The following is a 20,285-nucleotide window of genomic DNA, read 5'->3' as shown; positions in this document are numbered from 1 at the left end:
GGAAGGTCAGCAGAACCCCAAGAAGTCAGCCCCCAAGGAGACCGAACCGTGAAGAGCGCCGTGGAGACCCTGAACCCGACCCGGGTTCGGCTCAGCATCGAGGTGCCCTTCGAGGAGCTCAAGGACAGCCTCGACGCGGCGTACAAGAAGATCAACCAGCAGGTCACGGTGAAGGGCTTCCGCAAGGGCAAGATCCCGGCCCGCGTCATCGACCAGCGGTTCGGCCGCGGTGCGGTTCTGGAGGAGGCGGTCAACGACGCGCTCCCGAAGTTCTACACGGACGCGGTCAACGAGGCCGAGCTCAATGTCCTGGGCCAGCCCGAGGTCGACATCACCGAGCTGAAGGACGGCGAGACGCTGAACTTCACCGCCGAGGTGGACGTCCGCCCGGCCATCGAGATCCCGGACTACTCCGGCATCGAGGTCGAGGTCGACGCCGTCGAGGTCACCGAGGAGGACATCGAGAAGGCGGTCGAGCAGCTGCGCGAGCGCTTCGCCTCCACCTCCCCGGTCGAGCGTGCCGCCGAGGACGGCGACGTCGTGACGATCGACCTGGAGGCCAAGGTCGACGGCGAGATCCTGGAGGACGGCGTCGCCGAGGGCGTCTCCTACACGATCGGCTCCGGAGAGCTGCTGGACGGCATCGACGACGCCGTGAAGGGCCTGGAGGCCGGTGGCGAGACCACCTTCGCCTCCGAGCTGAAGGGCGGCTCGGCGGCCGGCAAGGAGGCCGAGGTCACCGTCAAGGTCACCCAGGTCGCCGCCCGTGAACTCCCGGCCCTGGACGACGAGTTCGCCCAGCTCGCCTCCGAGTTCGACACCCTCGAGGAGCTGCGGGCGGACAGCCGCAAGCGCCTGGAGAACATGAAGCAGTACGACCAGGCCACGCAGGCCCAGGAGCGTGTCCTGGAGAAGCTGCTGGAGATCGTCGAGGTGCCCGTCCCCGAGAAGCTGCTCGAGGACGAGATCAACACCCGCAAGCACAACCTGGAGCACCACCAGCTCGGCCAGATGGGCCTCGACCTCGAGAAGTACCTCGAGATCCAGGGCAAGACGGTCGAGGAGTTCGACGCCGAGACCAAGGAAGCGGCCGTCAAGGGCATCAAGACCCAGTTCGTCCTCGACGAGCTGGTCGCCAAGGAGAAGCTGAACGTCAACCAGGAGGAGCTCACCGAGCACCTCATGCGCCGCGCCGCCTCCTCCGGCATGTCCCCGGACGAGTTCGCCCAGGCGGTCGTCCAGAACAACCAGGTCCAGCTCCTCGTCGGCGAGGTCGCCCGTGGCAAGGCCCTGGCCCTGGTCGTGGAGTCCTCCACCGTGAAGGACACCAACGGCGAGGTCGTCGACCTGGACGACGACGAGGACGAGGAGACCACGGAGGCCTCCGCCGAGTCCGCCGAGGAGACCCCGGCCGCGGCCGAGGCCGAGGAGAAGGCCCCCGAGGCCTGACCGCTCCGCTCGTGACACCGTGATGGGCCCCCGGGACACTTGTGACCCGGGGGCCCTGGTGTCTCTCAGGGGCGCGGGGAACTGCGCGACCAGCCCTCTGCGAGCCGCACCCGCCGATGCGCCTCGCGCGGCAGACGCGTCTGCGGCTTGTCTCTGGCCGGTCGCGCAGTTCCCCGCGCCCCTTTCGGGGCCGGGGGCACCTGGCACCCGCCCAACCAGCGGAGCGCGGACGCATGCGCTGACAGCGAACAGTTCCCTTTGCGGGATTCACCGGCGGAGCCACCGCGTTAGGGTCCATGAAGACGAGGGCTGGGCTGTCGGTGAACGGCTCGGCCCCCGGAAGGGAAACGTGAAGACGGCCCGGCGCCGTCGTAAGACGAGCAGGTGGATACGTGACGAATCTGATGCCCTACGCCGCCGGAGAGCCTTCCATCGGCGGTGGCCTCGGCGACCAGGTCTACAACCGGCTGCTTGGCGAGCGGATCATCTTCCTCGGCCAGCCGGTCGACGACGACATTGCCAACAAGATCACCGCACAGCTGCTGCTCCTTGCCGCGGACCCCGACAAGGACATCTACCTCTACATCAACAGCCCCGGCGGCTCCATCACGGCCGGCATGGCTATTTACGACACCATGCAGTTCATCAAGAACGACGTCGTGACGATCGCCATGGGTCTCGCGGCCTCGATGGGCCAGTTCCTGCTCAGCGCGGGCACCCCCGGCAAGCGCTTCGCGCTGCCGAACGCCGAGATCCTGATCCACCAGCCCTCGGCCGGCCTGGCCGGTTCGGCGTCGGACATCAAGATCCACGCCGAGCGGCTGCTGCACACCAAGAAGCGTATGGCGGAGCTCACCTCCCAGCACACGGGTCAGACCGTCGAGCAGGTGACCCGTGACTCGGACCGTGACCGCTGGTTCGACGCCTTCGAGGCCAAGGAGTACGGCCTCATCGACGACGTGATCCCCACGGCCGCCGGTATGCCGGGCGGCGGCGGCACCGGGGCCGGGCAGGAGTGACGGCGTCCGCCGACACCTCCACCCCCGCAAAGCCCCCAGCCGACCGCCTCAGCCCCTCTCAGGCTCCCAGGAGACCACAGTGAACGACTTCCCCGGCAGCGGCCTCTTCGACGGCCCACGCTCCCAGTACACGGGCCCGACGGCCGAGTCCCGTTACGTGATCCCGCGCTTCGTCGAGCGCACCTCGCAGGGCATCCGTGAGTACGACCCGTACGCGAAGCTCTTCGAGGAGCGGGTGATCTTCCTCGGGGTGCAGATCGACGACGCCTCCGCCAACGACGTCATGGCGCAGCTGCTGTGCCTGGAGTCGATGGACCCCGACCGGGACATCTCCGTCTACATCAACAGCCCCGGCGGCTCCTTCACGGCGCTCACCGCGATCTACGACACGATGCAGTTCGTGAAGCCCGACATCCAGACGGTCTGCATGGGCCAGGCGGCCTCCGCCGCCGCGATCCTGCTCGCCGCCGGTACGCCGGGCAAGCGCATGGCGCTGCCGAACGCCCGCGTGCTGATCCACCAGCCGTACAGCGAGACGGGCCGCGGTCAGGTCTCCGACCTGGAGATCGCCGCCAACGAGATCCTCCGGATGCGGGCCCAGCTGGAGGACATGCTGGCCAAGCACTCCACCACGCCGATCGAGAAGATCCGCGAGGACATCGAGCGCGACAAGATCCTCACGGCCGAGGACGCGCTGGCGTACGGCCTGATCGACCAGATCATCTCCACGCGCAAGATGAACAACGACAGCGTCCGCTGACCGCGAAAAGGATGTATCGTCTGCCGCCCCTTGGCATGGTTGGCACCATTTGACCCAGTGCACGACAAGGTGCACGTCAAAGCGAACCCTGCCAAGGGGGGCCCGAACGAGGGGCCCGGCAAGGTACCGTCGACATAAGGCAGCACCAGGAGCCGCTGGATTTCAATCGTCCAGTCGACTCCCAGGCGAAGGGGAAGCACACCGTGGCACGCATCGGTGACGGCGGCGATCTGCTCAAGTGCTCGTTCTGCGGCAAGAGCCAGAAGCAGGTCAAGAAGCTCATCGCAGGGCCCGGTGTGTACATCTGCGACGAGTGCATCGACCTCTGCAACGAGATCATCGAGGAAGAACTCGCGGAGACCAGCGAGGTCCGCTGGGAGGAACTCCCGAAGCCCCGGGAGATCTACGAGTTCCTCGAGGGCTACGTGGTCGGTCAGGAGGCGGCCAAGAAGGCGCTCTCCGTGGCTGTGTACAACCACTACAAGCGCGTCCAGGCCGGGGAGAACGGCGGCGGGCAGAGCCGCGAGGACGCCATCGAGCTGGCGAAGTCCAACATCCTGCTGCTGGGCCCCACGGGCTCGGGCAAGACGCTCCTGGCCCAGACCCTCGCGCGCATGCTGAACGTCCCGTTCGCGATCGCGGACGCGACGGCGCTGACGGAGGCGGGGTACGTCGGCGAGGACGTCGAGAACATCCTGCTGAAGCTCATCCAGGCGGCCGACTACGACGTCAAGAAGGCCGAGACCGGGATCATCTACATCGACGAGATCGACAAGGTCGCGAGGAAGAGTGAAAACCCTTCCATCACGCGTGACGTGTCGGGCGAGGGCGTTCAGCAGGCCCTGTTGAAGATCCTGGAGGGCACCACGGCGTCGGTTCCGCCCCAAGGCGGCCGCAAGCACCCCCACCAGGAGTTCATCCAGATCGACACGACGAACGTCCTGTTCATCGTGGGCGGTGCCTTCTCCGGGCTGGAGAAGATCATCGAGTCCCGGGCCGGCGCCAAGGGCATCGGCTTCGGCGCGACGATCCGCTCCAAGCGCGAGCTGGAGTCCAAGGACCAGTTCGAGGCCGTCATGCCGGAGGACCTGGTCAAGTTCGGCATGATCCCGGAGTTCATCGGCCGTCTGCCCGTCATCACCTCGGTCCACAACCTGGACCGCGAGGCGCTGCTCCAGATCCTCATCGAGCCCCGCAACGCGCTGGTGAAGCAGTACCAGCGCCTCTTCGAACTCGACGGCGTGGAGCTGGACTTCGAGCGCGAGGCCCTCGAAGCCATCGCCGACCAGGCCATCCTCCGCCAGACCGGCGCCCGCGGCCTGCGCGCCATCATGGAGGAAGTCCTGATGTCGGTCATGTACGAGGTCCCGTCCCGCAAGGACGTAGCCCGGGTCGTCATCAACGCCGACGTGGTCCGCTCCAACGTCAACCCGACCCTGATCCCGCGGGACGCGCGGGGGCGGGGACCGGGGGAGCAGAAGACGGCGTAGTAGCCGGCGGGAACACAGAAGGGGGCGCCCAACAAGTCTTGTTGGGCGCCCCCTTCTGGTCGTTCGCAGTCCTGATCAAGCCAAGCCTTGATCGAGCATGGTGTCATGCCCCGTTCACGTGATCTTTTCGCGGCCTTGAGTGTGGTTGCGGCTGCAGTAGTTGTGCCGGTGGCGACGGCTGGTACGGCACACGCTGACGCGTTCGATTGCGTGGAGTACCTCAAGGACAAGGGATACAGGGTCGGGCCTGTTGTGACCAGTGCTTGCGGTTACCACAGTGTCATCGGGTTCAATCCAGTCTGCATAGTCAAGCTCCAGGACGTAGGCGTTCGGCCTGGGCATGCGAACAGGGCTTGTACGTTGGCCTGATCTGTTGAAGAGACCTGATTCGCTGCAGATCTCGTAGAGAGCGTGCGACGAAGAGGGGCGGCCCGATCTCGGGCCGCCCCTTCAACTGCGCATGGCCAGTCAGATCTTCACTCGGACTTCCTTGCGGAGCTTGGCGGCGGTCTCGGCGGCCTCGTTCGGGTCCGTCGACTTGCCCGCCGCGAGATCCGCGTACTCCATGGGCATCACGAAACCGAGAGTGCTGTGGTCGCCCCAGACGCAGTAGACCAGGTTCATCTCGCTCGGTCCGCCGCTCGTCGTGTCACCCTCGTCCAGCTTCCCCTTCGCCTTCTGGCACTTCATGACGGCGCCGTCGAGCGAGTCCGGTGTGTACTCCTCCGCATTGCCGACGAAGGTGATGTCGTTCTTCGTGGCCTCTTCCTTCTGCATGGCGAGGAAGCTGTCGACCGCCTTCTCCGGGTCCTCGATCTCGCCGTAGACGCCGCCGTAGGTGATCATCTTTCCGGCCAGGGGATTGCTCTCGTCCCCCGACTGGTAGTTGGCGCTGACATCCTTGGGGCTCTTGATGCCGAAGGCCTCGGCCTTCTTCAGCTCCTCGTCGGTCATCTCGTCGCCGGAGTCGCCGGACTTCTTGTAGTCCCCGAGCACCGTCGCCGGCGTGGTCAGCTTGTGCGGGCCGTCGTCCGCGATGTCCGCGCCCCCGCTCCCGCTCCCGCCGAGGACGAAGTACGCGCCCACCGCCACCGCCGCCACCACGGCGACCGCGCCCAGGATGATGCCGACCTTCCTGCCGCCGCCGCCCGAGGGGACCGGCGGCTGGGGGACGGTCGGGTAGGGCTGCTGGCCGTACGGGGCCTGCGGCTGGCCGTAGGGCGGGGTCTGGGGCGGGACGCCCTGGGGGGCCTGCTGGGGGTACCCGTAGCCCTGCTGCTGCGGAGGGGCCTGCTGCGGGTAGCCGTAGCCGGGCTGGGGGGCGGCCTGCGGCGGCTGCTGGCCGTAGGGGCCGGGCTGGCCGCCCGGCTGGCCGTACGGTCCGGGCTGCTGGGGCTGCCCGCCGTACGGGCCCGGCTGGTTGTAGCTCATGTTCTGGGTTCCCCTCCAGATGCTTATGTGTTCCTGACATCCTGGCGCAAACTCGATGGGTCCCACGCACCGGGGGCCACACCGTTACGGAAGAATCGGGTTTCGGGACCGCCCCGTGACACCCCTAAACTGAGCGGGTGACCGAGAACGCTCAGCAGCAGCCTCCAGCGCCCGCCACCGATCTGCCGACCCAGTACGCGCCGGCCGATGTAGAGGGGGCGCTGTACGAGCGCTGGGTAGAGCGTGGTTACTTCGCGGCCGACGCCAAGAGTGACAAGCCCGCGTACACCATCGTCATCCCGCCGCCGAACGTCACCGGCAGCCTGCACCTCGGGCACGCCTTCCAGCACACCCTCATGGACGCCCTGACCCGGCGTAAGCGCATGCAGGGGTACGAGTCGCTGTGGCTCCCCGGCATGGACCACGCCGGCATCGCCACGCAGAACAAGGTCGAGCAGCAGCTCGCCGAAGAGGGCAAGTCCCGCCACGACTTGGGACGCGAGGAGTTCGTCGAGCGGGTCTGGCAGTGGAAGGAGGAGTACGGCGGCAAGATCCTCGGCCAGATGCGACGACTGGGCGACGGCGTCGACTGGGACCGTGAGCGGTTCACCATGGACGAAGGACTGTCCAAGGCCGTCCAGACCATCTTCAAGCGGCTCTACGACGACGAGTTGATCTACCGCGCCGAGCGCATCATCAACTGGTGTCCCCGCTGTCTCACCGCGATCTCCGACATCGAGGTCGAGCACCAGGAGGACGCCGGCGAGTTGGTCTCCATCCGGTACGGCGAGGGAGAGGACTCCGTCGTCGTCGCCACCACCCGCGCCGAGACGATGCTCGGCGACACCGCCGTCGCCGTCCACCCTGACGACGAGCGGTACCGGCACCTCATCGGCAAGCTGATCAAGCTGCCGCTGACCGACCGCAGCATCCCGGTCGTCGCGGACACCCACGTCGACCCCGAGTTCGGCACGGGCGCGGTCAAGGTGACCCCCGCCCACGACCCGAACGACTTCGCGATCGGCCAGCGCCACGACCTGCCGTCCATGACGATCATGGACGAGCACGGTGTCATCACCGTCCACGGCCCCTTCCTCGGCCAGGACCGCTTCGAGGCCCGCTCGGCCGTCGTCGGCGCGCTGCGCTCGCAGGGCCGCATCGTCGCCGAGAAGCGCCCGTACACCCACTCCGTCGGCCACTGCTCGCGCTGCAAGACCACGGTCGAGCCGCGGCTGTCCATGCAGTGGTGGGTCAAGGTCGGCCCCCTGGCCAAGGCGGCCGGTGACGCCGTCCGTGACGGCCGGGTCAAGATCCACCCCGAGGACATGTCGAAGCGCTACTTCGACTGGGTCGACAACATGTACGACTGGTGCATCTCGCGCCAGCTGTGGTGGGGCCACCGCATCCCGGTCTGGTACGGCCCCGACGGCGAGACGGTCTGCGTCGGCCCCGACGAGCAGCCGCCCGGCACGGAGGCCGAGGGCTGGACCCAGGACACCGACGTCCTGGACACCTGGTTCTCCTCCGGCCTGTGGCCGTTCTCCACGCTCGGCTGGCCCGAACAGACCGAGGACCTGCGGAAGTTCTACTCCACCGACGTCCTGCTCACCGGCCACGACATCATCTTCTTCTGGGTCGCCCGGATGATGATGTTCGGCCTCTACGCCATGGACGGCGAGGTCCCGTTCAAGACCATCGCGCTGACCGGCCTGGTCCGCGACGAGCGCGGCAAGAAGATGTCGAAGTCCTTCGGCAACGTCGTCGACCCGCTCGACTGGATGGACAAGTACGGTTCCGACGCGCTCCGCTTCACCCTCGCGCGCGGCGCCAACCCGGGCACCGACGTCCCGATCGGCGAGGACTGGGTCCAGGCTTCCCGCAACTTCGCCAACAAGATCTGGAACGCCACCCGCTTCGCGCTGATGAACGGCGCGACGGTCCAGGGCCCGCTCCCGGAGGCGTCGAAGCTCTCGGCGACCGACCGCTGGATCCTCGCCCGTCTGGGCGAGACGGTCGCGCAGGTCGACGCGTACTACGAGGACTTCCAGTTCGCCAAGCTCAGCGACGCCCTGTTCCACTTCGCGTGGGACGAGGTCTTCGACTGGTACGTCGAGCTGTCCAAGACGACGTTCCAGGCGGGCGGTGTGGCGGCCGAGGTCAGCCAGCGCGTCCTGGGCGAGGTCCTGGACGTCACGCTGCGTCTCCTCCACCCGGTCGTCCCGTTCGTCACGGACACCCTGTGGACGACGCTGACCGGCGGCGAGTCCCTGGTCATCGCCGAGTGGCCCAAGGCCGTGTCCGTTCCCGGCGCCGACGCACCGGGCGGCTTCCGCGACGACGCCGCCGAGCGCGAGATCGAGCTGGTCCAGCAGGTCGTCACCGAGGTCCGGCGCTTCCGTGCCGACCAGGGCCTCCAGCCCGGCCAGCGCGTCCCGGCCCGCCTCACGCTCGACGGTACGGCCCTGGCACCGCACGAGGCCGCGATCCGTCAGCTCCTGCGCCTCCAGCCCGAGGGCGAGGGCTTCTCGGCGACCGCGACCCTGCCGGTGGCGGGCGCCGAGGTCGCGCTCGACCTCTCCGGCGTCATCGACGTCGCCGCCGAGCGCAAGCGCCTCGCGAAGGACCTCGCGGCGGCCGAGAAGGAGAAGGCCCAGGCCACCGCCAAGCTCGGCAACGAGGCGTTCCTCGCCAAGGCCCCGGACAACGTGGTGGACAAGATCCGCGGGCGCCTGGCGAAGGCGGACGAGGACATCGCCCGCATCGCCGCGCAGCTGGACCGGCTGCCGCAGGCATAGCCGTTCGCAGGCAGGCGAAGGCCCCCGGTGCTGCTCAGGCACCGGGGGCCTTCGCCTGCTGTCCGCAGGCGGAAGGGGCAACTGGGAGCCGCCGGTCTTCAAGGGGCGCGGGAACCGCGCGACCAGCCACACACCACCCGCGACTGCCCCGCAACGGGCACTCCCGAGCTCGCGGGCACCCCAGGAACCGGCGTAGCCCCACCCGTAGACTGACCCCGTGAGCGAACGCAGTGACACGCAGCCCGACCCGATCGACCCGTTCGAGGAGATCATCGCCGCGGAGACCGACAGGGATCCCGACCTCGCGGTGATCGAGGCCGGCAGCCGCACCCTGCGCACCCGGAGCGGCGCATCGCAGGACGACGTCCCGTCCCGCCCCACCGACCCGGCCCTCGACAAGGCACTGCGCGAGGTCGAGACCGACCTCGCGACCCGCTGGGGCGAGACCAAGCTGGAGCCCTCGGTCACTCGGATCGCCGCGCTGATGGACGTCCTGGGCGAGCCGCAGCGGTCGTACCCCTCCATCCACATCACCGGCACCAACGGCAAGACCTCCACCGCCCGCATGATCGAGGCCCTCCTCGGCGCCTTCGAGCTGCGCACCGGCCGGTACACCTCCCCGCACGTGCAGTCGATCACCGAGCGCATCAGCCTCGACGGCGCCCCGATCTCCGCCGAGCGGTTCATCGAGACGTACGAGGACGTCAAGCCGTACATCGAGATGGTCGACTCCCAGCAGGAGTACCGGCTGTCCTTCTTCGAGGTGCTGACCGGCATGGCGTACGCCGCCTTCGCGGACGCGCCCGTGGACGTGGCCGTCGTCGAGGTCGGGATGGGCGGCACCTGGGACGCCACCAACGTCATCGACGGGGACGTGGCCGTCGTCACCCCCATCGACCTCGACCACACCGACCGGCTCGGGACGACCCCCGCCGAGATCGCCCTGGAGAAGGCCGGGATCGTCAAGCAGGACGCGACCGTGATCCTGGCGCAGCAGTCGGTGGACGCGGCGCAGGTGATGCTGAAGAAGGCCGTGGAGGTCGACGCGACGGTGGCCCGGGAGGGCCTGGAGTTCGGTGTCGTCGGGCGGCAGGTCGCGGTCGGCGGGCAGATGCTGACCCTGCGCGGCCTCGGCGGCGAGTACCCCGAGGTCTATCTCCCGCTGCACGGCCCGTACCAGGCGCACAACGCGGCCGTGGCCCTCGCCGCGGTCGAGGCGTTCTTCGGTGTCGGCTCGCAGCGCCCGGAACCCCTCGACCTGGACACGGTCCGCAAGGCGTTCGCGTCGGTCTCCTCACCGGGACGCCTCGAAGTCGTACGCCGGTCCCCGACCGTCGTGCTCGACGCCGCCCACAACCCGGCGGGCGCGCGGGCCACGGCCGAGGCGGTCGGCGAGGCGTTCGACTTCAGCCGGCTCATCGGTGTGGTCGGCGCCAGCGGCGAGAAGGACGTACGGGGTCTCCTGGAGGCCTTCGAGCCGATCTTCGCCGAGGTCGTGATCACGCAGAACACCAGCCACCGGGCGATGGACGCCGACGAACTGGCCGGGATCGCGGTCGAGGTGTTCGGGGAGGAGCGGGTGCAGGTCGAGCCGAGGCTGCCCGATGCCCTGGAGGCGGCGATCACGCTCGCCGAGGAGGAGGGCGAGTTCGCGGGCGGTGGCGTCCTCGTCACCGGTTCCGTCATCACCGTCGGCGAGGCCCGGCTGCTGCTGGGGAAGGGCTGATTTCCACGATGCGTACCCTCTGTGCTTCGACCCTGATCGGCGAGTTCTTCGTGATCGGCTTCGCGGGTCTGGTCGCCATGAAGGATCCCGAGCTGGCCATGTCGACGGTCTGGACGGTCAGCGGCGTCGCCATGTTCCTGTGCGTCCTGCTGTGCGGCCTCGTCACCCGGCCCGGCGGCGTCCAGCTCGGCTGGGCCCTGCAGATCGCGCTGATCCTCTCCGGTTTCTTCGTCCCGACCATGTTCTTCATGGGCGCGGTCTTCGCCGCCCTGTGGTGGGCGTCGGTCCACTACGGGCGGAAGGTCGACGAGGCGAAGGCCCGGTTCGCGGCCCAGGCGGCCACCGAGGCCGGCGCCGGAGCCTCCTGAGCCGGGTCCGAGCCGGTCGGAGCCGGGCAGAGGCCCGGGTCCGGCCCCTCCTGACGCTGCGTAACGCCGGGGCGGAGGCGCCCTGTAGCCTCTGAGCTCCGCACCCGTGTGAATTGAAGGAGTCACCACCGTGAGCCAGCGCACCCTCGTCCTGCTCAAGCCCGACGCCGTCCGGCGTGGCCTGACCGGCGAGATCATCAGCCGTATCGAGCGGAAGGCCGGCTGGCAGATCACCGCGCTGGAGCAGCGGACCCTGGACCAGGACACGCTGGAGCAGCACTACGGCGAGCACAAGGGCAAGCCGTTCTACGAGCCGCTCGTCGCGTTCATGGCCTCCGGGCCGGTCGTCGCGCTGATCGTCGAGGGCGAGCGTGTCATCGAAGGGGTGCGGGCGCTGGCCGGCCCGACCGACCCGATCGCCGCTCAGCCCGGTTCCATCCGGGGCGACTACGGCGTGATCGTGCGGGAGAACCTGATCCACGCGTCGGACTCGGAGGAGTCCGCCGAGCGCGAGGTGAAGATCTTCTTCCCCGGGCGCGCGTAGCGACCTGCGCGCTGGCGGGGGCCGGTGATCCGTCCCGTCCCCGCCGCCCTTACTCTTCTCGCGACACTCGGCCACCACCCACCCGGCCTACACCGGCTGACCAGCCGTCCCGCGCGAAATACGGCCGTACAACGGCATATGCGCGGCGATCGGGGGAACGTGCACCCCCGATGGATCGTCTCCAGAGGCGAGGCGACGCATCGCATGCCCACAATGGCGAAGACCCTCGCGCAGTGTTCGTGCGGGCGAGACTACGATGTAAGCCTTCACGTCACAGCACCCACTTCGCCGACCCGAAAAGCCTGAAAAGCTCTCAAAAGCCGTCAGCGCTCCACGTGGGAAGGCCACACGAATCCTGATGGGGAACTCAATGTCGTTCATCGGCCGTGACATGGCTGTCGACCTCGGGACCGCCAACACGCTGGTGTACGTCAGGGGTCGCGGGATCGTACTGAACGAGCCGTCCGTCGTCGCGATCAACACCAACACCGGTGGAATTCTCGCGGTCGGCGCGGAGGCCAAGAAGATGATCGGGCGGACGCCCGGCAACATCGTTGCCGTACGTCCGCTGAAGGACGGTGTCATCGCCGACTTCGAGATCACCGAGCGGATGCTCCGCTACTTCATCCTGAAGATCCACAAGCGGCGGTATCTCGCCCGTCCCAGGGTCGTCGTCTGCGTGCCGTCCGGCATCACCGGTGTCGAGCGCCGCGCCGTCATCGAGGCGTCCTCCCAGGCGGGCGCCCGTCAGGTGCACATCATCGAGGAGCCCATGGCCGCGGCCATCGGCTCCGGCCTGCCGGTCCACGAGGCCACGGGCAACATGGTGGTGGACATCGGCGGCGGCACCACGGAGGTCGCGGTCATCTCCCTCGGCGGCATCGTCACCGCCCAGTCCATCCGCGTCGCGGGCGACGAGTTGGACAACGCGATCATCCAGCACATCAAGAAGGAGTACTCACTCCTTCTCGGTGAGCGGACGGCCGAACAGATCAAGATCACGATCGGTTCGGCGTACGACCTCGACGCTGACGAGCACACCGAAATCCGAGGCCGGGACCTGGTGTCCGGGCTGCCCAAGACCGTCGTCATCTCCGCGGGTGAAGTGCGGAAAGCGATCGAGGAACCCGTCAACGCCATCGTCGACGCCGTCAAGACGACCCTCGACAAGTGCCCGCCGGAACTCTCCGGCGACATCATGGACCGCGGCATCGTCCTGACCGGTGGTGGCGCCCTGCTGAGGGGTCTCGACGAGCGGCTGCGCAGGGAGACCGGAATGCCGATCCACATCGCCGAGGACCCGCTGGACAGCGTGGCGCTCGGCTCCGGCAAGTGCGTCGAGGAGTTCGAGGCGTTGCAGCAGGTGCTCGACGCCCAGCCCCGCAGATGAAGTAACACTTCGATTCCGCCGTACGGGACGTTCTCTTCTTGTGCGGCGGATCGTTGATATCGAGGCATAAGCTCCGACAAAGCGCCCCTGTCGTTCCCGTCTCGGGATTCCCAGGGGCTACCCGAATTCCCCCATTCCTGTCGAATTCCTATGAGGAAGGCACGGCCGCCGCACGTGAGGGACACACGAGAGAGCCGGCTGCTCCTGGTGCTGCTGATCGCCGTCGCGTTCGCGCTGATCACGGTCGACATCCGCGGCGGGGAGGACTCACCGGTCGACGGTGCCCGACGTGGAGCCGCCACCGTCTTCGGCCCGATCGAGGACGGTGTGTCGACCGCCGTCGACCCCATCGGCAACGCCATAAGCGCCGTCCGTGACTCCGGTTCCCGCCACGACCGCCTCGCCGCGCTGGAGAAGGAGAACGCCGAACTGAAGGCGTCCCTCGGCAGCGACGACCGCAACCGCAGCCGGAGCAAGCAGCTCGACAAGATCCTCAGGACCGCGGCGAACGGCCGGTACGGCATCAAGGGCGCCGAGGTCATCGCCATAGGAGCGGCCCAGGGCTTCTCCTGGACCGTCACCATCGACATCGGCAGCGACGACGGCATCACCCGCGACATGACCGTCCTCAACGGCGACGGGCTCGTCGGCCGCGTCACCACCGTCGGACCGAACACCGCCACCGTGCTCCTGGCCAACGACCCCGACTTCACCGTTGGCACCCGTATGGAGTCCACCGACGAACTCGGTTTCGCCTCCGGCCAGGGTGACCGTCCGCTGCGCGTCGAACTCCTCAACGGCAAGGCCAAGGTGAAGGCGGGCGACCGCCTCGTCACCTTCGGCTCCCAGGCCGACAAGCCGTTCGTGCCGGGCGTCCCGGTCGGCCTCGTCTCCCGCGTCGACCCCTCCGGCGGCGACCTCACCCGCACGATCTACGTCAAGCCGTTCGTCTCCTTCACCCGGCTCGACATCGTCGGCGTCGTCGTCCAGCCGCCCCGCAAGGACCCGCGCGACACCGTCCTGCCGAACAGGCCGAAGGCCACGCCCACCCCGACCGTGACGGTGACGGTCACCCCGGGCGCGGACGACCTCGCCGAAGGCGCCGACGGACAGCCGCAAGAGCAGTAGACGTAGGACAGTAGGAGCTGACCCCCTGATGCGCTTCAACCGGATGCTGCTCTCCACCACCCTGGTGATCGTCGCCCTGGTGATCCAGGTGAGCGTCCTCGCCAGACTCCATCTCCCGGGCGCCGTACCGGACCTGGTGCTCCTCACCGTCCTCGGCCTCGCCCTGGTCTACGGCCATGTCGGCGGCGCCCTCATCGGCTTCGGCGCCGGGCTGCTGTCCGACCTCGCGCCACCCGCCGACCACGCGGCCGGGCGGTACGCCCTCGTCCTCTGCGTCATCGGCTACCTCGCCGGCCTGGCGAAGCCCGAGACGGGCCGTCTGAAGTCGGCGACCGGCCCCATGGCCGTGGTCGTCGTCGCCGCGCTCGGCGCGACCCTGCTGTACGCCGGAGTCGGCGCCCTCGTCGGCGACGACGCGGCCCGCCATGTCGGGCTGTCCAGCCTGCTGTTCACCGCCGCGCTCTACGACCTGCTGCTCGCACCCTTCGTCGTACCCGGCGTCATGGCGCTCGCCCGCCGCGCCGACAACGACCCGCTCGCCGAGACGGGCGGCGGCGGCAAGACCTCCGACGTCGCCTCCGGCTGGCTCTCCTCCGGCACCGGGCTGCGTATCGGCAGCCAGCGCGGAGGACTGCGGATGAAGGCCGCGCGCTCAAGGGCGGCCAGGGCGGGGCGCATCAAGGGGGTCAAGCGGCTGTGAGGGCAGGGCACCCGGCACCCGGGACGGACGAGGGAACCGATCACCGCCGAGCGGTGTACCCCATGTACCGGCACCACGCGCACCACCCGTACGAGCAGCATCCGTACGAGCAGCATCCGTACGAGCGGCATCCGTACGAGCAGCATCCGTACGAGCGGCGTCCGTACGCGCAGCATCCGTTCGCGCACCACCTGTCCACGCGCTGAGAGGGGGAGGCAGGCAGTGACCAACATCCCGGAGACCGGGCGGACCCCACGGGTCCAGATCCGGCTCGTCATCATCCAGATCCTCGTCTTCTCCCTCCTCGGCACCCTCGGCGGCCGCCTCTGGTATCTCCAGATCCGTGAAGGCGACGCCTACGCCAAGGAGGCCTCCGGCAACCACGTCCAGCAGGTCGTCCAGCCCGCCGTGCGCGGCTCGATCCTGGACGCCCGCGGAGTGCCCATCGCCGACAACGAGACCCGGCTGGTCGTCTCCGCCTCCCGCACCGACCTGCTGAAGATGGACGACGACGGCAAGGCCGTCCTCACCAAGCTCGCCGGTGTCCTGGACATGAAGCCCCAGGACGTCATGGACAAGGTCCGCCTCTGCGACTCCAAGACCCCCCAGCCCTGCTGGAACGGCTCGCCCTACCAGCCCATCCCCATCACCGACGAGGCCACCGCCAAGCAGGCCCTGCAGATCCGCGAGCGCTCCGAGGACTTCCCCGGCATCACCGCCGAGCCCCAGGCCGTCCGCCGGTACGCCAGCCCCGGCGGCTCCAAGGCCTCGCAGGTCCTCGGCTATCTCTCCCCGGTCACCGACGAGGAGATCACCAAGGCCCAGGACACCGACTCGCCGTATCTTCGCTCCGACCAGGTCGGCCGCTCCGGCCTGGAGCGGCAGTACGACAAGGAGCTGCGCGGCAAGGCCGGCGTCACCCGCTACGAGGTCGACAACCTCGGCCGCGTCATCGGGGAGGCCGAGGCCGACCCCGCCCAGCCGGGCTCCAACCTGGTCACCAGCGTCGACGCCCGCGTGCAGCGCATCGCCGAGTACGAACTCAACGAGGCGATGAAGGAAGCCCGCAAGCAGAACGACCGCAACACCGGGACGAACTACAAGGCCGACTCCGGTGCCGTCGTCGTGATGGAGGCCAAGACCGGCCGCGTCGTCGCCATGGCCTCCAACCCGGACTACGACCCGAACGCCTGGGTCGGCGGCATCTCCGCCAAGGACTACGCCAGACTCACCGGCAAGAAGTCCAACTACCCGCTGCTGAACCGTGCGATCCAGGGCCAGTCGGCCCCCGGCTCCATCTTCAAGGTGGTCCCGACCGCCGCCGCGGTCAACGCCGGCTACTCCTTCAACGGCCCCTACGAATGCTCCAGTTCGTACTCGATCGGCGGCCAGGTCTTCAAGAACTTCGAGTCCCAGAGCCACGGCGGAATCAGCCTCGGCAAGGCGCTTGAGGTGTCCTGCGACACCGTCTTCTACCGCCTCGCCCACGAGGAGTGGAAGCGCGACGGAGGCATCAAGCCCAAGAAGGGCGCCAACAACTGGTTCTACAAGACCGCCCACCAGTTCGGCCTCGGCGCCGAGACCGGCATCGACCTGCCCAACGAGGTCACCGGCCGCATCCCGGACCGCAAGTGGAAGCTGGACTACTGGAAGGCCAACAAGGACGCCTGGTGCAAGTACGGCAAGAAGGGCGGCTCGTACGCCGAGCAGATCGCGTACGAGAACTGCCTCGAAGGCAACCGCATGCGCGCCGGTGACTCCGTCAACTACTCCATCGGCCAGGGCGACACCCTCGTCACCCCCATCCAGATGGCCACCATCTACGCGGCCATCGCCAACGGCGGCACCCTCTACGACCCCACCGTCGGCAAGGCCGTCATCAGCGCCGACGGCAAGCGTGTGCAGGAGATCGCCCCCAAGTCGCACGGCAAGCTGCCGATGACGAAGAAGACCCACGACGAGATAGACGAAGCCCTCGAAGGAGTCGCGACCCGCGGTACGGCCGCCTGGCGCTTCCAGGGCTGGCCGCAGGACAAGATCCCCATGCACGCCAAGACGGGTACGGCCGAGGTCTATGGCAAGCAGACGACGTCCTGGTTCGCCACCTACACCAAGGACTACTCGATCGTCATGACGATCTCCCAGGGTGGTACGGGCTCCGGCGCCTCGGCCCCCGCCGTGCGCAAGCTGTACAACGCGCTGTACGGCGTCTCCGAGGACGGCGAGATCGACAAGAGGAAGGCGCTGCTGCCCACCCCGCAGAAGGGCCTGCCGAAGATCGAGTCCGACGGCTCCATCGACAGCCCGAAGATCGGCACCTACCCGCCGAAGAAGACCGAGAAGGACGCCGCCGAGGACGGCGCCCAGACCGTCGCCGCCGGGCCGCTCGCCCAGCCGGTGTCCTTCGACGGCCCGCCGGCGATCGTCAGCACGCGCGGTGGCAGCGGCAACCGGGCGGCGCGACGGCGTACCGGCTGCGGGGCCGCCCCGAAGGGGCGCGGGGAACCGCGCGACCGGCCACGGCGATGTCGAAGCCGATCGACGACGGCGTATCTCGGCACCCCCGGCGGAGCGCTCACGCGGAGGACGTCCGTATGACCGGCAACAGTTTCTCCGTCTCCGGGTACGGGCCCGAACGCTCCGGCTGGACCCGGCTGTTCGCCCGTGACTCGCTCGCCCGCCGGCTCGACTGGCCGATACTGTTCTCGGCCATCGCGCTCTCCCTGATCGGCGCCGCCCTCGTCTACTCGGCCACCCGCAACCGCACCGAACTCAACCAGGGCGACCCGTACTACTTCCTCCTCCGGCACCTGCTCAACACCGGCATCGGCTTCGCCCTGATGATCGGCACGGTCTGGCTGGGACACCGCACCCTGCGCACGGCCGTACCGATCCTGTACGGCATCTCGGTCCTGTTGATCCTGCTGGTGCTGACACCGCTGGGCGCGACGATCAACGGCGCCCACGCGTGGATCGTCATCGGCGGCGGCTTCTCGCTCCAGCCCTCCGAGTTCGTGAAGATCACGATCATCCTGGGCATGGCGATGCTGCTGGCTGCCCGGGTGGACGCGGGCGACAAGGCCCACCCCGACCACCGCACGGTCGTGCAGGCCCTCGGCCTCGCCGCCGTGCCGATACTGATCGTCCTGCTGATGCCCGACCTGGGCTCGGTCATGGTCATGGTGGTCATCGTGCTGGGCGTCCTGCTCACCTCCGGCGCGTCCAACCGGTGGGTCCTCGGCCTCATCGGCACGGGCGCGATGGGCGCGATCGCCGTCTGGCAGCTCGGCGTGCTCGACGAGTACCAGATCAACCGCTTCGCCGCCTTCGCCAACCCCGAACTCGATCCCGCGGGCGTCGGCTACAACACCAACCAAGCCCGTATCGCCATCGGCTCCGGCGGACTGCTCGGCACCGGCCTGTTCAAGGGCTCGCAGACCACCGGACAGTTCGTGCCCGAGCAGCAGACCGACTTCGTCTTCACCGTGGCGGGGGAGGAACTCGGGTTCGTGGGCGCCGGACTGATCATCCTGCTGCTCGGTGTCGTCCTGTGGCGCGCGTGCCGCATCGCCCGCGAGACCACCGAGCTGTACGGCACGATCGTCGCCGGCGGCATCATCGCCTGGTTCGCCTTCCAGGCCTTCGAGAACATCGGAATGACCCTCGGCATCATGCCGGTGGCGGGACTGCCCCTGCCCTTCGTGTCGTACGGCGGATCGTCGATGTTCGCGGTGTGGGTGGCGGTGGGACTGCTGCAGTCCATCCGGGTGGAGCGGCCGATGTCCGCCTAGACTCCGCGCCGCCTCCGGGGGCAGGCTTCCGCGCTCTGTCGGAACATGGTGGTCTGCCCCTTTGCCTGAAGTAGGACTAGATTCATTTCATGGCGGACACCAAGCGTGAAATCGAGCGGAAGTACGAGTCCGACGAGAGCGGCCTGCCTGATCTCACCGGCGTGGCCGGGGTCGCGACCGTCATAGACAAGGGTGTGGCGGAGCTGGACGCCGTCTACTACGACACCCCCGACGAACGCCTGGCCGCCGCCTCCATCACCCTGCGCCGCCGCACGGGAGGCAGCGACGCCGGCTGGCATCTGAAGCTCCCCGTCTCGGCGGGTGTACGGGACGAGATCCGGGCCCCGCTGTCCGACACGCTGCCGCACGAACTCAAGGGACTCGTGCGCTCCCGGGTCAGGGGAGCCGAACTGGTCCCGCTGGTCCGCCTCCTCTCCACACGCGACGTCAGTGAACTCCTCGACGCGAACGGCGCCCTCCTCGCCGAGGTCAGCGTCGACGCCGTGGTCGCCGAGCGGCTCACCGAGGACGGCCGGACCGCCCAGTGGTCCGAGATCGAGGTGGAACTCGCCGACGACGGCGACCCCGCCTTCCTCGACAAGGTCGACAAGAAGCTGCGCAAGGCCGGTGTACGGCCCTCGGACTCGCCCTCGAAACTGGCTAGGGCCCTGCAGGAGACGGCACCGAAGAAGGGCGGAAGGAAGAACCGGAAGAAGGCTGGGGCGGCGGCTCCGGGCGAGCCCGTCACCCCCGGGGATCATGTTCTCGCCTACGTTCGCGCCCAGCGTGACGCGATCGTCGAGCTCGATCCCGCCGTCCGCCGGGACGTCTTCGACTCCGTCCACAGCATGCGGGTCGCCACCCGCCGACTGCGCAGCACCTTCAAGTCGTTCGGGAAGGTGCTCGACCGGACCGTCACGGACCCGATCGGCGAGGAGCTGAAGTGGCTCGCGGGGGAGCTGGGCGTCGACCGAGACCACGAGGTTCTGACGGAACGGCTCACCGAGGCGCTGGACGACCTCCCCGAGAGCCTGGTGACGGGCCCGGTCCACGCACGGCTGCGCGCCTGGTCGGGGAAGGACGGTCGTACCGGCCCCCGGAGCGAACTGATCGAGGCACTGGACGGAGAGCGGTATCTGGAGCTGCTGGAGTCCGTCGACGCCGTGATCGCGGACCCGCCGCTGCTCGCGGCCGCCGAGGGCGATCCCGAGAAAGTGATCATCAAGGCGGTCAGGAAGGACTTCGCCAAGGTGGCGGCCCTGGTGGAGGAGGCCCTGGCACAGCCGTCCGGCGCGGACCGCGACCTCGCCATGCACGAGGCCCGCAAGAAGACCAAGCGCACCCGGTACGCGGCCGAGGCGGCGCACCCCTTGCTGGGCAAGCCGGCCAAGGCACTCGTCAAGGACATGAAGTCCCTGCAGAGCCTCCTCGGCGACCACCAGGACAGCGTGATGGCCCGCCAGGCCCTGCGCGACCTCGCCCACCAGGCCCACGCGGCACCGGGGGAGAGCGCCTTCACGTACGGACTGCTGTACGGCAGGGAGGAACGGCGGGCGGAGCTGGCGGAGGAGGCGCTGCCGAAGACGTGGGCGAAGGTCAGCGCGGACATGCCCTTCTGAGGTCGGGCGCTCCGGCCGTCCGCCGGTCCAGCGGTAAACGGGCGTGCGAGGGGTGTCTCCGGGGGCGTTACGCTA

The 20,285-nt window shown here is 68.6% G+C and carries 16 protein-coding genes; 15 read left to right on the top strand and 1 reads right to left on the bottom strand.

The features are described from left to right. Positions 1 to 48: 48 nt before the first annotated feature. From tig to clpX, 4 genes are all read left to right on the top strand, one after another. Positions 49 to 1,449, top strand: coding sequence for a trigger factor (gene tig, locus STRBO_RS0132935; RefSeq protein ID WP_005479365.1), 1,401 nt, complete (start codon positions 49 to 51; stop codon positions 1,447 to 1,449). 404 nt (positions 1,450 to 1,853) lie between these two features. Continuing rightward, a complete protein-coding gene (locus tag STRBO_RS0132930; RefSeq protein WP_028796973.1) occupies positions 1,854 to 2,468 on the top strand; it encodes an ATP-dependent Clp protease proteolytic subunit in 615 nt (204 codons plus the stop codon). A 79-nt stretch (positions 2,469 to 2,547) separates the two neighbouring features. Next, on the top strand, positions 2,548 to 3,228 hold the full coding sequence (locus STRBO_RS0132925; protein ID WP_005479363.1) for an ATP-dependent Clp protease proteolytic subunit: 681 nt from the start codon (positions 2,548 to 2,550) through the stop codon (positions 3,226 to 3,228). Between the two features lie 203 nt (positions 3,229 to 3,431). Continuing rightward, positions 3,432 to 4,718 carry an ATP-dependent Clp protease ATP-binding subunit ClpX gene (clpX, locus tag STRBO_RS0132920; RefSeq protein ID WP_005479362.1) on the top strand — a complete coding sequence of 429 codons (1,287 nt, stop codon included), beginning with the start codon at positions 3,432 to 3,434 and terminating at the stop codon, positions 4,716 to 4,718. A 468-nt stretch (positions 4,719 to 5,186) separates the two neighbouring features. Here clpX and STRBO_RS0132915 read toward each other — a convergent pair whose 3' ends face one another. Beyond that, entirely contained in the window at positions 5,187 to 6,149 is a 963-nt protein-coding gene (locus STRBO_RS0132915) for a hypothetical protein (protein WP_005479358.1), read from the bottom strand. Between the two features lie 137 nt (positions 6,150 to 6,286). Here STRBO_RS0132915 and STRBO_RS0132910 point away from each other — a divergent pair, with 137 nt between their 5' ends. From STRBO_RS0132910 to STRBO_RS0132860, 11 genes are all read left to right on the top strand, one after another. Then, positions 6,287 to 8,944 (top strand): valine--tRNA ligase, encoded by a 2,658-nt coding sequence (locus STRBO_RS0132910; RefSeq protein WP_005479356.1) that lies wholly within the window; start codon positions 6,287 to 6,289, stop codon positions 8,942 to 8,944. A 217-nt stretch (positions 8,945 to 9,161) separates the two neighbouring features. Next, on the top strand, positions 9,162 to 10,670 hold the full coding sequence (folC, locus tag STRBO_RS0132905) for a bifunctional tetrahydrofolate synthase/dihydrofolate synthase (protein ID WP_005479354.1): 1,509 nt from the start codon (positions 9,162 to 9,164) through the stop codon (positions 10,668 to 10,670). An 8-nt stretch (positions 10,671 to 10,678) separates the two neighbouring features. Next, a complete protein-coding gene (locus STRBO_RS0132900) occupies positions 10,679 to 11,038 on the top strand; it encodes a DUF4233 domain-containing protein (RefSeq protein ID WP_005479353.1) in 360 nt (119 codons plus the stop codon). A gap of 130 nt (positions 11,039 to 11,168) precedes the next feature. Beyond that, positions 11,169 to 11,582 carry a nucleoside-diphosphate kinase gene (ndk, locus tag STRBO_RS0132895; protein ID WP_005479351.1) on the top strand — a complete coding sequence of 138 codons (414 nt, stop codon included), beginning with the start codon at positions 11,169 to 11,171 and terminating at the stop codon, positions 11,580 to 11,582. A 370-nt stretch (positions 11,583 to 11,952) separates the two neighbouring features. Further along, entirely contained in the window at positions 11,953 to 12,972 is a 1,020-nt protein-coding gene (locus tag STRBO_RS0132890; RefSeq protein ID WP_005479350.1) for a rod shape-determining protein, read from the top strand. A gap of 174 nt (positions 12,973 to 13,146) precedes the next feature. After that, positions 13,147 to 14,100, top strand: coding sequence for a rod shape-determining protein MreC (mreC, locus tag STRBO_RS0132885; RefSeq protein WP_020115442.1), 954 nt, complete (start codon positions 13,147 to 13,149; stop codon positions 14,098 to 14,100). Positions 14,101 to 14,128: 28 nt separating this feature from the next. Beyond that, a complete protein-coding gene (mreD, locus tag STRBO_RS0132880; protein WP_005479348.1) occupies positions 14,129 to 14,800 on the top strand; it encodes a rod shape-determining protein MreD in 672 nt (223 codons plus the stop codon). Between the two features lie 62 nt (positions 14,801 to 14,862). Continuing rightward, a complete protein-coding gene (locus STRBO_RS43570) occupies positions 14,863 to 15,006 on the top strand; it encodes a hypothetical protein (protein ID WP_020115441.1) in 144 nt (47 codons plus the stop codon). Between the two features lie 16 nt (positions 15,007 to 15,022). Beyond that, positions 15,023 to 17,398: a penicillin-binding protein 2 gene (mrdA, locus tag STRBO_RS0132870; RefSeq protein ID WP_005479347.1), complete on the top strand. Its 2,376-nt coding sequence runs from the start codon at positions 15,023 to 15,025 to the stop codon at positions 17,396 to 17,398. Beyond that, positions 17,395 to 18,591, top strand: a complete 1,197-nt coding sequence (gene rodA, locus STRBO_RS0132865; protein WP_005479346.1) for a rod shape-determining protein RodA — start codon at positions 17,395 to 17,397, stop codon at positions 18,589 to 18,591. Before mrdA ends, rodA begins: the two co-directional genes overlap by 4 nt. An 89-nt stretch (positions 18,592 to 18,680) precedes the next feature. Next, a complete protein-coding gene (locus STRBO_RS0132860; RefSeq protein WP_005479345.1) occupies positions 18,681 to 20,210 on the top strand; it encodes a CYTH and CHAD domain-containing protein in 1,530 nt (509 codons plus the stop codon). The last annotated feature ends 75 nt before the right edge of the window (positions 20,211 to 20,285 follow it).

The organism is Streptomyces bottropensis ATCC 25435 (assembly GCF_000383595.1).
In the GTDB taxonomy this organism is placed as follows: Bacteria; Actinomycetota; Actinomycetes; order Streptomycetales; family Streptomycetaceae; genus Streptomyces; species Streptomyces bottropensis.
This window is presented reverse-complemented; position numbering and strand designations above follow the sequence as displayed.